This is a genomic window from Streptomyces sp. NPDC048639 (genome assembly GCF_043199075.1).
Taxonomy (GTDB): Bacteria; Actinomycetota; Actinomycetes; order Streptomycetales; family Streptomycetaceae; genus Streptomyces.
Genome location: NZ_JBICVP010000002.1, coordinates 679,413 through 694,255, shown reverse-complemented (window position 1 = coordinate 694,255; position 14,843 = coordinate 679,413). Strand labels below are relative to the sequence as shown.

Here is a 14,843-nt window from a genome sequence, read left to right as displayed (position 1 = left end):
GCAAGCTGACTCACCAGTAGGGTCCCCTCCGTGACCAGTGAGATCACTCTTTTCGTCAACCCCGCCGCCGGGCGTGGCCGCGCGGGACAGGCGGCCATGCCGACCGCGGAGGCCCTGCAAGCGGCCGGATTCACTGTACGGACCGTGGTGGGGACCGATGCGCAGGACGGGCTTGAGCAGGCGCGCAAAGCGGTCGCCGAGGGGACCCGGGCGCTGATAGCCGTCGGCGGCGACGGCATGGTGTCCCTGGCGCTCCAGGCCGTCGGCGGGACGGACGTCCCGCTCGGCGTCGTGGCCGTCGGCACCGGCAACGACTTCGCCCGCGTGACCGGTCTGCCCGTACGCGATCCCGTGGCGGGTGCCCGGCTCGCCGCCGAGGCTCTCACGGAGGGCAGGACCAGGCCGATCGACCTCGGGCAGGCAGGGGAACGGTGGTTCGGCACCGTCCTCGCCTCCGGCTTCGACTCCCGCGTCAACGACCGCGGCAACCGCATGAAATGGCCCGCGGGACGGTTCAAGTACGACGTGGCGATGGTCGCCGAACTGGCCGCCTTCCGCCCCATCCCGTACCGCATACGCCTGGACGGCGGTCCCGTGCAGGAGGTCGATGCGACGCTCGTCGCGGTCGGCAACGGCTCCTCGTACGGCGGTGGTATGCGCATCTGTGCCGATGCCGCGATGGACGACGGGCTCTTCGACGTCACGGTGGTCGGCCCGTGCAGCCGGACCGAGCTGCTGAAGGTCTTCCCCAAGGTCTACAAGGGCACCCACCTCGGCCATCCGGCCGTCACCGTGCACCGTGTCTCCGAGATCACCCTGGAGGCCCCGGGGATCACCGCGTACGCGGACGGCGAGCCGCTCGGCCCGCTTCCCCTGACCGCGCGTGTCGTCCCGGGAGCCGTACGCATCCTCTCGCCGTCGCCGTAATGATCGAGACCACTGTCCGAGGTGGCCGGTAGTCTCGTAGGCACGATGACCGAGGACCTCTCACCTGCCGAGCGCTACGCAAGCGCCCGGGTTCGCGCCGCCGAGCAGGCCACGGCGCTCGCCCCCTTCCGCGAGATGTACGACTTCGACCTCGACCCGTTCCAGATCGAGGCCTGTCAGGCCCTGGAGGCCGGGAAGGGCGTGCTGGTCGCCGCACCCACCGGCTCCGGCAAGACGATCGTCGGCGAGTTCGCCGTCCATCTGGCGCTGACCCAGAACCGCAAGTGCTTTTACACCACGCCCATCAAGGCCCTGTCGAACCAGAAATACAACGACCTCGTCAAGCGGTACGGGTCGGAGAAGGTCGGCCTGCTGACGGGTGACAACAGCGTCAACTCCGATGCCCCGGTGATCGTCATGACCACCGAGGTCCTGCGGAACATGCTGTACGCGGGCTCCCAGGCCCTCGTAGGCCTCGGCCATGTCGTCATGGACGAGGTCCATTACCTCTCCGACCGCTTCCGCGGCGCCGTCTGGGAAGAGGTCATCATCCACCTCCCGGAGTCGGTGACCCTGGTCTCCCTGTCCGCCACGGTCTCCAACGCGGAGGAGTTCGGCGACTGGCTGGACACCGTCCGCGGCGACACCGAGGTGATCGTCTCCGAGCACCGGCCCGTACCCCTGTGGCAGCACGTGCTCGCCGGCCGCCGGATGTACGACCTCTTCGAGGAGAAGGACGGGGCCGCGCCGGCTCGTGGAGAGGGTGGCAAGGCCGCCCCTGGAGGTGGCGGGAGGCGCGAGGTCAACCCGGACCTCGTACGGCTCGCGCGGATGGAGAACAGCCGGCCGACGGGCGGCCGGGACCGCCGCCGCGGGCGGAACATGCGGGAGGCGGATCGCGAGCGCGAGCGCCGCCAGCGCAGCAGGATCTGGACGCCCAGCCGGGTCGAGGTCATCGACCGGCTCGACGCCGAGGGCCTGTTGCCCGCGATCACCTTCATCTTCAGCCGGGCCGGGTGCGAGGCTGCCGTCCAGCAGTGCCTGCATGCGGGGCTGCGGCTGAACGGTCCGGAGGAGCGATCCAAGGTCCGGGCGCTCGTCGAGGCGCGCACCGCCGCCATTCCGGACGAAGACCTCCATGTGCTGGGCTACTTCGAGTGGCTGGAGGGTCTGGAGCGGGGCATCGCCGCCCACCACGCCGGGATGCTGCCGACGTTCAAGGAGATCGTCGAGGAGCTGTTCGTCCGCGGGCTGGTGAAGGCCGTCTTCGCCACCGAGACACTCGCCCTGGGCATCAACATGCCTGCCCGGTCGGTGGTGTTGGAGAAGCTCGTCAAGTGGAACGGCGAGCAGCACGCCGACATCACGCCGGGGGAGTTCACCCAGCTCACCGGCCGCGCCGGGCGCCGCGGCATCGACGTAGAGGGGCACGCGGTCGTGCTGTGGCAGCGCGCCATGGACCCGATCGCGCTGGGCGGCCTCGCCGGTACGCGGACCTATCCGCTGCGCTCCTCCTTCAAGCCCTCGTACAACATGGCGGTCAACCTGGTCTCTCAGTTCGGCAGGCACCGCTCGCGCGAGCTGCTGGAGACCTCCTTCGCACAGTTCCAGGCGGACCGCTCGGTGGTCGGCATCTCCCGGCAGGTGCAGAAGAACGAGGAGGGGCTGGAGGGCTACCGCGAGTCCATCACCTGCCACCTGGGCGACTTCGAGGAGTACGCCCAGCTGCGCCGCAGCCTCAAGGACCGCGAGACCGATCTGGCCAAACAGGGCGCGGCCCAGCGCCGCGCCGCCGCCGCCGTCGCCCTGGAGAAGCTCAAACCCGGCGACGTCATTCATGTCCCCACGGGCAAGTACGCGGGCCTGGCCCTGGTCCTCGACCCCGGACTGCCCGCGGGCCGGGCCAACGGCCACCGCGGCTTCGAGTACCACGACGGCCCGCGGCCGCTCGTCCTCACCGCCGAGCGACAGGTCAAGCGACTCGCCGCGATGGACTTCCCGGTGCCCGTCGAGGCGCTGGAGCGGATGCGGGTCCCGAAGTCCTTCAATCCGCGCAGCCCGCAGTCCCGACGCGACCTGGCCTCCGCGCTGCGCACCAAGGCCGGGCACATCGTCCCCGACCGGCACCGCAAAGAGCGCTCCGTGGCGGCCGACGACCAGGAAATCGCCCGGCTGCGCGCCGAGATACGAGCGCATCCCTGCCACGGGTGCGCCGACCGCGAGGACCACGCCCGCTGGGCCGAGCGCTTTCTGCGGCTGCAGCGCGATACCCGGCAGCTCGAGCGGCGCATCGAAGGCCGTACGAACACCATCGCCCGTACCTTCGACCGGGTCTACGCCCTGCTCTCCGACCTCGGATATCTCCACGGCGACGAGGTCACCGATGACGGGCGCCGGCTCGCGCGGCTCTACGGCGAGCTGGACCTGCTCGCCTCGGAGTGCCTGCGCGACGGCGTCTGGGACGACCTGAAGCCGGCCGAGCTGGCGGCCTGTGCCTCGGCACTGGTCTACGAGGCCAGGGCCGCCGACGACGCGCTGCCGCCGAAGCTGCCGACCGGCAATGCCAAGCAGGCCCTCGGCGAAATGGTCCGTATCTGGGGGCGGTTGGACGCCAAGGAGGAGGAACACCGCATCAGCGAGTCCGAGGGCGTGGGCCAGCGCGAGCCCGACCTCGGCTTCGCCTGGGCGGCCTACCGCTGGGCGTCCGGGCACAGCCTGGACGCGGTGCTCACCGAGACCGACATGCCGGCGGGCGACTTCGTGCGCTGGTGCAAGCAGGTCATCGACGTCCTCGGGCAGATCGCCGAGGCCGCCCCGGACGGCAGCCCGGTGCGCAGGAACGCGCGACGGGCGGTCGACGGATTGCTGCGCGGCGTGGTCGCGTACTCGTCGGTGGGCTGAGACGCGAGATGCCGTACGGCCCCTTGACGCCTGCTGGGATCGCGGGCGTCAAGGGGCCGGTGGACTGCGGGAGTTGTGCGCCGATCAGTTCGAACGGGGCGGTCGCGCACGAAGGGCGCGTTGCGGCCTGAGGGGCGTCAACGGTCGTTCACGGCCGTCGGGTTGGGGCGGGTGTCGGCCGTCCGAGTCGTTCCACTGATGCGCTGTTGAAGGCTCGTACCGATGCGGCGTCAGGAAGCCGTCGCCGCGGCGGGGTTCAGGACGCCGACGCCGATGCGGGCTCCTGCTCCGCCTCCACCTGGGCGTTCCACTCCTTCTTGGACGCCTGCCAGCCGTCCTCGTTGTGCCCGAGCCGCCAGTAGCCCGAGATCGAGAGTCGCTCGCGCGGGATCTCGCGCTCGACCCGCAGCAGTCGGCGGAGTTCCTTCACGAACGCTGCCTCGCCGTGGACGAACGCCTGCACGGCGCCCCCGGGGAAGTCCAGTGCGCGTACGGCCGATACGAGTGCCTCGCCGACCGGGGCCGCACCACGGTGCAGCCAGACGATCTCGACGCCCTCCGGAACGCGCAGTTCCTGCTGCTCCTCCGGGCCGGCCACCTCCAGGAACGCGTGCACCGGGACGCCGTGCGGGATGCGCTCCAGCGCGGCGGCGATGGCGGGCAGCGCGCTCTCGTCGCCGGCCAGGAGGTGCCAGTCGGCGTCGGGGTCCGGGGCGTAGGCGCCTCCGGGGCCGAGGAAGAGGATCTCCTCGCCCGCCTTCACGTTCGCGGCCCAGGGCCCGGCCAGCCCCTCGTCCCCGTGAATCACGAAGTCCACCGTCAGCTCGCACGCCTGCGGGTCCCAGCTGCGCACGGTGTACGTACGGGTCACCGGCCACTGGTGGCGAGGCATGTCGCGGCGCACGGCCTCGATGTCGAACGGCTCGGGGTAGGTCACGCCGTCCACCGGGAACAGCAGCTTGATGTAGTGGTCGGAGTACTCGCCCGCGCCGAATTCGGGCAGGTTCCCGCCGCCCAGAACCACCCGCATCATGTGGGGGGTGAGCTGCTGCTTGCGCAGCACCTGGGCCCGGTTGAGCATGGGCTTCTTGCGGGCCGGTCGGTCTGCCACGGTGGTTCCCCCTGATGCACGACGTCGTACGAGTTAGGTAGACCTAACCTAACAGGCCCGGACCGGTGGTGCGCGGCCGGAACGCGCGTACGCCCGGCCTGCCGGGGCGCCCGGAGTGCTCATGGCTGGTGTGTTCACTCCCGGGCTCTGCCGTGAAGTATTCGTCCCGGGAGTGCCCGCCCGGGAGGTGCCCGCCCCGGGAGCGCACAGCTCCGGGGCGCTCAGCTCCGGCAGCGCTCAGCTCCGGCAGCGCTCAGCTCCCGCAGTGCTCGGCCTCGGAGCCGCTCAGCTCTCGAGCGTGGTGAGCAGCCGCTGCAGGGATCCACCCAGCCCCCACCGCGCCGCCAGTTCCCCGACCGCCGACGGGTCGCGCGGCGCGCGCGGCAGCGCGGGGTCGTGCTCCGGCAGGGGGACGTCCGAGGCGACATGGACGACCTTGGGCGCGACGGCGATGTAGCCACGCGCCTCCTCCAGGCGCTTGCGCTGCGCGGGGCTGATCTTCGCCATCGGGTTGCCGAGGGCGTTCATGATCCCCGCGAGGTCTCCGAACTCCGCCAGGAGCTTGGCCGCGGTCTTCTCGCCGATGCCCGGTACCCCGGGCAGACCGTCGCTCGGGTCGCCGCGCAGCAGGGCCAGATCCGCATACCCCGGCCCGTCCACGCCGTACTTGGTGCGCAGCCACGCCTCGTCGACGGTCTCGAGGGTGCCGACGCCCTTGACCGGGTAGAGCACGCGCACGCCGCGCGCGTCGTCCACGAGCTGGAAGAGGTCCCGGTCGCCGGTGACGATGTCGACGGGCCCGGCGGAGAGTCCGGTCAGGGTGCCGATCACGTCGTCCGCCTCGTAGCCGGGCACGCCGATGCGGGCGATGCCCACCGCGTCCAGCACATCCTCGATCACCGGAACCTGGGGGGAGAGGGTGTCGGGGATCTCCTCGACATCGGAGCCCGCCGGGACTTCCTCCGCGACGCGGTGCGCCTTGTAGCTGGGGATCAGCTCGACGCGCCAGTGCGGCCGCCAGTCGGCGTCCATGCAGGCGACCAGGTCGTCGGGGCGGTGGTCCTGGACGAGCCGGGCGATGAAGTCCAGCAGCCCGCGCACCGCGTTCACCGGGGTGCCGTCGGGGGCCCTGACCGAGTCGGGGACGCCGAAGTAGGCGCGGAAGTACAGGGAGGCGCTGTCGAGGAGCATCAGGCGTCGGGTCACATCCCGCATGATGCCGTACCGCACCGACACAACACCGGGGGAAGCGCCGCACCACCGGCGGAGGGGCCGACGGACGCAAGATGGCCCGGCCATGCGCGAGGAGTGCCGCACGGTCCGAGTGAGCCCCGAAGGCCCTGAGGGAAATGTTCCAGCTTGTGAAGTGCATCACTTCCGTTTGTCGCTCAACCGCTGGGGCAGACGCCACCGTCAAGGGTCGAGCCGATGGCCGGCAGCACCGGAGCCGCTGCTCCTCTTCCCAACGGCCCGGAAGCTGCCGACGCGGTCCCTCCCGCTCGCCCCCGCGGGGGCGAGCGGGAGGGACGCGTTCTTCCGCGGCACGGCGCGGCTTCGGGTGCGTACCGTGCGTAGGGTGAGCGCATGCGCGTCGTTTCGCTGGTGCCCTCGCTGACGGAGGCCGTGGCCGCCACGGCGCCCGGGCTGCTCGTCGGTGCCACGGCATGGTGCAGCCACCCGGCCGACCTGGATGTCGTACGGGTCAAGGGCACCAAGAATCCGGACGTTCCCGCGATCATCGACCTCGCGCCCGACCTCGTGATCGCCAACGAGGAGGAGAACCGCGAGCCGGACCTGGAGGCCCTGCGCGCGGCGGGCATCGAGGTTCTCGTGACCGAAATCCGCACGCTGGAGCAGGCGTTCGGTGAGCTGGAACGTGTCCTGGTGCACGCCTGCGGCCTGGACCGGCCGCGGTGGCTGGACCGGGCCGAGGCCGCGTGGCGCGATCTGCCCGCTCCCTCGCCGTCGCAGGTGCGGCGTGCGGTGGTACCGATCTGGCGGCGGCCGTGGATGGTGCTGGGCCGGGACACCTTCGCGGGCGATGTGCTCGCCCGCCTCGGCGTCACCAACCTCTACGCCGGTCACGCCGACCGCTATCCGAAGATCCCGGTCGACGAATTGCGGGCGGCGGCCCCGGATCTGGTCGTGCTGCCGGACGAGCCCTACGTCTTCACGGCCGACGACGGACCCGAGGCGTTCCCGGGGCTGCCGAGTGCCCTCGTCAGCGGCCGCCATCTCACCTGGTACGGGCCGTCGTTGGCGGAGGCGCCGGCCGTGCTGGGCGCGGCGCTGCGAGCAGCTCACCCCTGAGGACACCCCGCAGCGTACGGAATCCGGCCACGCCCCAGGCCGTGACCAGCAGCGCGAACAGCGCCGCCGCGAGCCATCCGTACGCAACGAGTCCGGTGTGCCGGGCCAGAACGGTCGAGCCGGTGACACAGGTCCCGACGGGGAAGGTGAACGCCCACCAGGTCATGCTGAACGGCATCCCGAGTCGCGCCGCCCGTATGGTCAGCGCGGTGGCGATTCCTAGCCAGAGGAGCGCGAACCCCAGCACCGGAACCCCGTAGAGCACTCCGAACGCGCCGAGGGCCGTGGCATAAGGGGCCGTGATCGCGCCGGGCGCCGCGTCCGCGACCTGCCCCGTGGCGGTCACCGACTGGCCCAGCGGCCCGAGGACGAGGAACAGCGCCGGGGTCAGGGCGAGCGGCAGCGGACCGTCGTGGACGAGCCGGGCGAACACCAGCGGCAGGATCAGCAGGGTGGCCAGCAGGCTCACGCCGAAGAGCGAGAAGCAGCCGAGGAGCAGCGCCTCCCGCGCCTGTCCCGGCGGCAGATGAGGTACGAGCAGCGGGCCGAGCGCCGCGGGCACCATGGGCGCGACGACGGGCAGCAGCCATAGGGGGGTGGCCGAACCCGGCCCGGTCCTGTGCCGCGTGACCATCAGGTAGGGGATCGCGGCGGCGACCAGCAGCCCGCTCACGGCCCCGATGGCGAACAGTACGGCGGCTGCCGCGACGGCCGCGGTACCGCCGATGACGTCCCCTCCGACGGCGAGCGTCGCGGCGCCCAGCGCGGGGAACGCCATGGCGGGGCAGCCGTAGAAGGGTGCGACCGCGGGGTCGAGGAGGCGGTCGCGGACATGGCCGGGGCGGCGTATCCACTGGGCGGCACTCGCGGACAGCAGCCCGAGGAGCATCAGCGCGGCCGCCGCCCACACGGCGATGGCGGCGGCGCGCAGCCCCGGCAGCCCGGACAGGCCGAGCGGCAGTCCGGCCGCGGCGGTGGCGACGATGGAGGTGCCCATGACCGTGGCGTACCAGTTGGGGCCCAGCCCGTGCAGCGAGAAGGTCTTACGGGACCCGAGGGCGGACACGGGCAGAGGGCAGGTGCGCGAGGGTGCGAGGGGCATGCATCCACCCTCGGGCCCGGGCGGTACTCCCGCCAGGGCCTGCGGAGCTATGGGCACATAAACTTGCCTTATGTCCAGGCGGCGTACGGAGTCCGAAGCGGAGGGCAGCGGCACCCCGCGGAAGAGGCGGGCACCGGGGAACGGACCCCGGTCCGCCCGGACGGACGCCGGCGTGGGCGCGGGCAGAGGCAAGGGCAGGGACGGCACGGGCACCGATGCGGTCCGGGTGTCCCTGGCGCATCGCGTGCCCGAGCTGGGCGCGCTGGAACTGCTGCTGGCCGTCGCCCGCTTGGGCAGCCTCGGCCGGGCGGCGCAGAAACTCGGCATCACTCAGCCGGCCGCGAGCAGCAGGATGCGTTCCATGGAACGGCAGTTGGGCGTGGCGCTCGTGGACCGTTCGCCGCGCGGTTCGCGCCTGACCGACGCCGGTGTGCTCGTCACCGACTGGGCGCGCCGGATCGTCGACGCGGCCGAGGCCTTCGACGCCGGGGCGCAGGCGCTCCGCGCCCGCCGCGACTCGCGCCTGAGGGTGGCCGCGAGCATGACCATCGCCGAATACCTGCTGCCCGGCTGGCTGATCGCGCTGCGCGCACAGCGACCCGGCACCGCCGTCTCGCTGCTCGCGGGGAACTCCGCAGCGGTCGCGGAGCGCCTGCTCGCCGACGAGGCCGACCTCGGATTCGTCGAGGGCGTGGAGGTTCCCGGCGGACTGGACGGCACCGTCATCGGGCACGACCGGCTCGTTGTCGTCACGGCCCCCGGGCACCCCTGGGCGCGGCGCCGGAAGCCGGTCGCGGCCGATGAACTGGCCGCGACCCCGCTGATCCTGCGCGAACGCGGGTCCGGCACGCGCCAGGTGCTCGACACGGGACTCGCCGCACACGGGGGACTCGCCCAGCCCCTGATGGAGCTGTCCTCGACGACGGCGGTGAAGTCCGCGGTGCTCAGCGGCGCCGGCCCGTCGGTGGTCAGCGAACTCGTCGTCGGCGAGGAGCTGGCGGCGCACCGGATGGTCCATGTCCCGGTCGAGGGCGTCCAGTTGGGCCGGGATCTGCGCGCGGTCTGGCCCGCGGGCCGCCGCCCGGCGGGCCCGGCCCGTGACCTGCTGTCGCTGTCGCTGACGCGCCGCGCGGGCTGAACCGGAAGGGGCGGCCGCGACCGCCCTCGCGGCCACCGGCGCCGACGCTCCTTGAGTCCGCCGAGTCGGCCCCGCCGGAGTCCACCCCACCGCAGTCCGCGGCTCCAGAAGTCCGCACTACCGAAGCCCGCCCCACTGCAGTCCGCCCCACTGCAGTCCGCGCCGCCGCAGGGCCGTTCACCGCCGTGGCGTCAGCGCAGTTTCCTGCACAGCCGCGCGTTCGGAAGTCCCCGCGAGCCGACCCGACCGGCGTACGCGATCCCGGCCGCGTACGCGTCGTCCGCGCACTGCCCCTTCGGCTGCGCCATGTTGGGGGGTTGCGGTCGTCAATGGACCGCGATTCGGCGGGACTTGGGGCGTGGTGCGGGTCCGACGCGCCCGCCGCGGGCGGGCCCCGGCACGGACGACGAACGACCGTGGCCGGGCCGTGGCAGGACGACGGACGGCCGTGGCGGCGCCCGGCGTCGAGTGCCGCGGGCGCCCGGCCGCAGGGGCTCTCAGGCGGGCCGGGCCGCCTCCACCAGCGCCTCCATCAGCCGCAGGTCCTCGCCCGCCTCCGGGTGCCACTGCACCGCCAGCACGAAGCCGCTCCCGTCGGACGGTTCGACCGCCTCCGTCGTGCCGTCCTCCGCGTACGCGGAGGCGACCAGGCCGCGCCCGAGCCGTTCGACGGACTGGTGGTGGAAGGTCGGCACGGACATCGACTCGGGCAGGATCGTGCCGAGCAGCGTCCCGGGCACCGGCTTGATCTCGTGCTGCCCGAAGGCCCCCGGCTGCTCGGCGTGCCCGTCGTGACCGACCGCGTCCGGCAGATGCTGGGTGAGCGTCCCGCCCAGCGCGACATTGAGGAGCTGCATGCCGCGGCAGATGCCCAGCAGGGGTGTCCCCGATGCCAGGGCTGCCTCGATCAGGGCGAGCTCCCAGGCGTCCCGCTCCGGATAGGCAGGGCCCGTCCGCGGGTGGCGGTCGGCGCCGTACCGTACGGGCTCGACGTCCGGGCCGCCCGAGATCACCAGCCCGTCCGTCACCGCCACGGCTGCCGCCGCCTCGGCCGGGTCGTCAGGCGGCAGCAGCACCGCCAGGCCGCCCGCGCGCTGGACCAGCCGGTGGTACCCGCTGGGCAGCACCGCGGCCGGCAGGTCCCACGCCCCCCAGCGCACCGAGGGCTCCAGGTACGTGCTGATGCCGATGACGGGCTTGCCCACGGTTCCTCCGGATTCACCTGTGGTGTGCGTGCGTCATGTGCGTACGCGCGCTACTTGCGTTCGAGTTCGGCCTCGGCGGCGGCCAGTGCCGCGAACTCCTCCTCCGGTGCGGCGGCGACCAGATGGCGCCGACTGTAGAAGGCGAAGTAGGCGCCCGCGACCACATAGACGACCAGTGCGATGACTGCCGCCCGCTTGTCCACCAGGAAGGTCGCCACCAGCGCGGAGAGCGCCAGCGCCAGCGCCACCGAGGAGGTGGCGACACCGCCCGGCGTGCGGTACGGGCGATGCAGCTGGGGCTCGCGGCGGCGCAGCACGATGTGCGACAGGCTCATCAGCGCGTACGAGATGGTCGCGCCGAAGACCGCGACGTTCAGCATCCGCGCGCCGTCACCGGTCGCGGCCGCCAGCGAGAAGCCGATCGCGCCCGGCACGAGCAGGCCCAGGTAGGGGGCCTTGCGGCGGCTGGTGAGGGAGAGGAAGCGGGGGAGGTAGCCGGCGCGGGAGAGGGCGAAGAGCTGGCGCGAACCGGCGTAGATCAGGGAGAAGAACGAGGCGACGAGACCGGCCAGACCCGCGTAGTTGACGAAGCGGCTGAGCGGAGTGGGCTCGCCGCCGCCCTGCAGGGCCTCCACCAGCGGGTTGCCCGCCTCTTGGATGGCGGCGGAGCCGCGGGCGCCGGTCGCGGCCAGGAAGGTGATCAGGGCGAGCAGCAGCAGGATGCCCATGGAGATCGCCATGGCCTTCGGCAGTGAGCGGGCCGGGTCGCGGGTCTCCTCGGCCGCCAGCGGCACGCCCTCGACGCCCAGGAAGAACCACATCCCGAAGGGGAACGCGGCCCAGATGCCGAGGACTCCGAAGGGCAGCCAGGAGTTGGACCCGAAGGCGTTGTGGTCGACCGGGATGTCGTTGAGGCCGCTCGCGTCGAATTCGGTGAGGGCGCCCAGCGCGAAGATCAGAAGCGCGGCGACCGCGATGCCCGTGACGATGAAGCTGAACCGCAGGGCCTCGCCGACGCCCCACAGGTGGATGCCGATGAAGATCACGAAACAGGCGAGATAGACCGGCCAGCCCGACTCCAGCCCGAAGAGCTTCAGCGACTCGACGTAGTCCCCGATGAAGATCGCGATCGCGGCGGGCGCGAGGACGTACTCGATGAGGATCGCGGTCCCGGTGAGGAAGCCGCCCCAGGTGCCCAGGGCGCGCCGGGCGAAGCCGTAGCCGCCGCCCGCGGTGGGCAGGATCGCGGCCAGCTCGGCGAGCGAGAAGACCATGCAGGTGTACATCAGGCCCATGAGGACCGCCGCTATGGCCAGCCCGCCGAACCCGGCTTCCGCAAGGCCGAAGTTCCAGCCGGAGAAGTCACCGGAGACGACGTAGGCGACGCCGAGTCCGGTCAGCAGCAGCCACCCGGCGCTGCCGCGGCGCAGGGAGCGCTTCTCCAGGTACGCATCCTCGGGGGAGGCGTCCGCGCCGCCGGGAGGTGATACCGGCGATGCGGTCGGGGACTCGGTTTCATCGGCCATGGGGTCGCTCCTGCCTGGAAGTGCCGGGGGTGCGCGGAGGCGCGCCTTAATGGACTGGCGCCATACCTTTGCGGAGGGATCGGCCCAGCGCAAGACCCGTGCGTAAATCCGCGGTAAACGCCGCCCGCCGCCCCGCACCGCTGTGCGTGCGGCCGGGGCCGGTCCGGAGCGGGTGCCCGCCGGCGGACCGTACGGAAGCCGGCGGACCGTACGGAAACCGTACGGAAGGGGCCCGCCCACCCCGCCGGCGTGCGAGGCGGCCGACCGTCCCGCTCCGGACGGCCGGGGCCCGCCTGCCCCGCGGCGAGCGGGTCACGCCAGGAAGCCGCGCAGCAGAGCCGCCGTGCCCGCGCAGTGCTCCCGCATCGTCTCGCGCGCCGCGTGGGCGTCGCCGCCCAGTACCGCCCCGACCAGTGCGGCGTGCTGCGCCTGGGAGTGCTCCAGGTTGCGGACCAGCAGCGGTATGCAGTTCAGCAGGTCGTTGAGGGTCGCGCGGACCGCGGCGTACTGGGCGCCGAGCGTGGGGGAGCCGGACAGCTCGGCCAGCGTCAGATGCAGCATCGTGTCCACGCGCCGGTAGTCCTCCAACGGCGCCTCCTGCGTGGCGTGCAGCGCTTCCCGCAGCCGGTCGGCCTGCCCGTCCGTCAGGCCGTGGGCCGCGCACAGCCCGGCCGCTCCCACCTCCAGGACCTCCCGGAACCGCAGCGTGTCCTCGACGTCGACCTTCTCGATGCGCCGCCGCAGTTCGTCGCCCGGTTCGCGGATCTCGCCGCCGGGCCGCTGGAGGACGAACGTGCCCCCGTACCGGCCGCGTCGGCTCTCCACCAGGCCCTCGTCCTGGAGCACCTTCAGCACCTCGCGCAGCGTCATCCGGCTCACGCCCATACGGTCGGCCAGCACCCGCTCCGCCGGGAGCCGCTCGCCGTACGGGACCAGGCCCAGGCGCAGCACCTGGAGTATCTGCTCCAGGGCTTCTTCGAAGCCATTGCCCGCCCGGACCGGCCGCAGGACCGGCGCCAGCCGGTCGCCGGAACCCGCCCCCAGCATGTCGCTCATCGAAGCCCTTCCCAATCAATGGTCTGCCGGACTACCTTAAGGGCCCTCCGGCTGCACCGACAGGAGGCAATCCCGTGGCAGACCGCACACCCCCGCTCTCCGTCGACGAACTCCGCAGACTCGTCGACGCCGGGGAGATCGACACCGTCGTCCTCGGCTTCACCGACATGCAGGGCAGACTCCAGGGCAAGCGGTTCGCCGCGCGCTTCTTCCTGGACGACGTCCTCGACCACGGCTCCGAAGGCTGCAACTACCTTCTCGCCGTGGACGCCGACATGAACACCGTCGACGGCTACGCGATGTCCTCGTGGGAGCGCGGCTACGGCGACTTCGCCATGCACGGCGACACCGCCACCCTGCGCCGCACTCCCTGGAACGCCGGCACCGCGCTGCTGACCGCCGACCTGGCCTGGCACGACGGTTCCCCCGTCGCCGCCTCCCCGCGCCAGGTGCTGCGCCGCCAGCTCGACCGGCTCGCCGAGCACGGCTGGACCGCGTACGTCGGCACCGAGCTGGAGTTCATGGTCTTCAAGGACACCTACGAGGACGCCTGGTCCCGGGGCTACCGCGACATGAACCCGGCCAACCTGTACAACGTCGACTACTCCCTCGTCGGCACCGGCCGCGTCGAGCCCCTGCTGCGCCGCATCCGCAACGAGATGGGCACCGCGGGCATGATCGTGGAGTCCGCCAAGGGCGAGTGCAACCTCGGCCAGCACGAGATCGCCTTCCGCTACGACGACGCGCTCACCACCTGCGACCAGCACTCCGTCTACAAGACCGGGGCCAAGGAGATCGCGGCCCAGGAAGGCACGTCGCTCACCTTCATGGCGAAGTACGACGAGCGCGAGGGCAACTCCTGCCATATCCACCTCTCCCTGCGCGACGAGTTCGGCAAGCCCGTCTTCGCCGACGAACAGGGCGAGTACGGCATGTCGAAGGTGATGCGGCACTTCCTCGCCGGACAGATCGCCGCCATGCGCGACTTCACCCTCTTCTACGCGCCCAACATCAACTCGTACAAGCGGTTCCGGCCCGGTTCCTTCGCGCCGACCGCGGTCGCCTGGGGCCCGGACAACCGCACCTGCGCGCTCCGCGTCATCGGTCACGGCCAGTCGCACCGCTTCGAGAACCGCCTGCCCGGCGGCGATGTGAACCCGTACCTCGCGGTGGCCGCCATGGTCGCGGCGGGTCTCCACGGCATCGAGCAGGAGCTGGAGCTGCCCGAGGTGTGTACGGGCAACGCCTATACCGGCGACGCCGAGCACGTCCCCCTGACGCTGCGCGAGGCCTCGGAGCTGTGGGCCGCGAGCCCCGTCGCCCGCGCCGCCTTCGGCGACGAGGTGGTGGAGCACTACCTGAACATGGCCCGTATCGAGCAGGAGGCGTACGACAGCGCCGTCACGGACTGGGAGCGCTACCGCTCCTTCGAGCGCATGTGACCTGCCGTGCGCGTCCGTTCCCCGGACACGGAACGGAGCGGACGGGCACGGCACGACCACCGGCGTGCGGCGGACGGCCGGACCCGGCGGCGTGGCGAGGACGACAGCCCCCGTCGGCGAGCGGT

General features: G+C 72.1%; 11 protein-coding genes. 5 read left to right on the top strand and 6 right to left on the bottom strand.

The genetic code is table 11. The features are described 5' to 3' along the window. Positions 1-30 precede the first annotated feature (30 nt). Positions 31-927, top strand: coding sequence for a diacylglycerol kinase (locus ACGFNH_RS07400; RefSeq protein WP_393652048.1), 897 nt, complete (start codon positions 31-33; stop codon positions 925-927). Positions 928-972: 45 nt separating this feature from the next. After that, positions 973-3,828: a DEAD/DEAH box helicase gene (locus ACGFNH_RS07395; RefSeq protein ID WP_393652047.1), complete on the top strand. Its 2,856-nt coding sequence runs from the start codon at positions 973-975 to the stop codon at positions 3,826-3,828. 256 nt (positions 3,829-4,084) lie between these two features. Here ACGFNH_RS07395 and ACGFNH_RS07390 read toward each other — a convergent pair whose 3' ends face one another. Together ACGFNH_RS07390 and ACGFNH_RS07385 are read right to left on the bottom strand one after the other, a co-directional pair. Continuing rightward, positions 4,085-4,939, bottom strand: a complete 855-nt coding sequence (locus ACGFNH_RS07390; protein WP_393652046.1) for a siderophore-interacting protein — start codon at positions 4,937-4,939, stop codon at positions 4,085-4,087. Positions 4,940-5,224: 285 nt separating this feature from the next. Beyond that, the gene (locus tag ACGFNH_RS07385; RefSeq protein WP_393652045.1) at positions 5,225-6,154 is read right to left on the bottom strand and encodes a 5'-3' exonuclease H3TH domain-containing protein; all 930 of its coding nucleotides are present in this window, start codon (positions 6,152-6,154) and stop codon (positions 5,225-5,227) included. 369 nt (positions 6,155-6,523) lie between these two features. Between ACGFNH_RS07385 and ACGFNH_RS07380 the strand changes: the two genes are divergently transcribed. After that, on the top strand, positions 6,524-7,249 hold the full coding sequence (locus ACGFNH_RS07380) for a helical backbone metal receptor (protein WP_393652044.1): 726 nt from the start codon (positions 6,524-6,526) through the stop codon (positions 7,247-7,249). On the opposite strand, the gene ACGFNH_RS07375 is transcribed toward ACGFNH_RS07380, so the two are convergent. Then, positions 7,176-8,351, bottom strand: coding sequence for a TDT family transporter (locus ACGFNH_RS07375; RefSeq protein ID WP_393652043.1), 1,176 nt, complete (start codon positions 8,349-8,351; stop codon positions 7,176-7,178). The genes ACGFNH_RS07380 and ACGFNH_RS07375 overlap by 74 nt on opposite strands. Before the next feature lie 232 nt (positions 8,352-8,583). Between ACGFNH_RS07375 and ACGFNH_RS07370 the strand changes: the two genes are divergently transcribed. Then, positions 8,584-9,489, top strand: coding sequence for a LysR family transcriptional regulator (locus tag ACGFNH_RS07370; protein ID WP_393652246.1), 906 nt, complete (start codon positions 8,584-8,586; stop codon positions 9,487-9,489). 497 nt (positions 9,490-9,986) lie between these two features. On the opposite strand, the gene ACGFNH_RS07365 is transcribed toward ACGFNH_RS07370, so the two are convergent. From ACGFNH_RS07365 to ACGFNH_RS07355, 3 genes are all read right to left on the bottom strand, one after another. Continuing rightward, positions 9,987-10,694 (bottom strand): gamma-glutamyl-gamma-aminobutyrate hydrolase family protein, encoded by a 708-nt coding sequence (locus tag ACGFNH_RS07365; RefSeq protein WP_393652042.1) that lies wholly within the window; start codon positions 10,692-10,694, stop codon positions 9,987-9,989. A gap of 50 nt (positions 10,695-10,744) precedes the next feature. Then, the gene (eat, locus tag ACGFNH_RS07360; protein ID WP_393652041.1) at positions 10,745-12,220 is read right to left on the bottom strand and encodes an ethanolamine permease; all 1,476 of its coding nucleotides are present in this window, start codon (positions 12,218-12,220) and stop codon (positions 10,745-10,747) included. A 312-nt stretch (positions 12,221-12,532) separates the two neighbouring features. Then, the gene (locus ACGFNH_RS07355) at positions 12,533-13,276 is read right to left on the bottom strand and encodes a FadR/GntR family transcriptional regulator (protein WP_393652040.1); all 744 of its coding nucleotides are present in this window, start codon (positions 13,274-13,276) and stop codon (positions 12,533-12,535) included. Between the two features lie 74 nt (positions 13,277-13,350). Here ACGFNH_RS07355 and ACGFNH_RS07350 point away from each other — a divergent pair, with 74 nt between their 5' ends. Beyond that, positions 13,351-14,718, top strand: a complete 1,368-nt coding sequence (locus ACGFNH_RS07350; RefSeq protein WP_393652039.1) for a glutamine synthetase family protein — start codon at positions 13,351-13,353, stop codon at positions 14,716-14,718. Positions 14,719-14,843 lie beyond the last annotated feature (125 nt).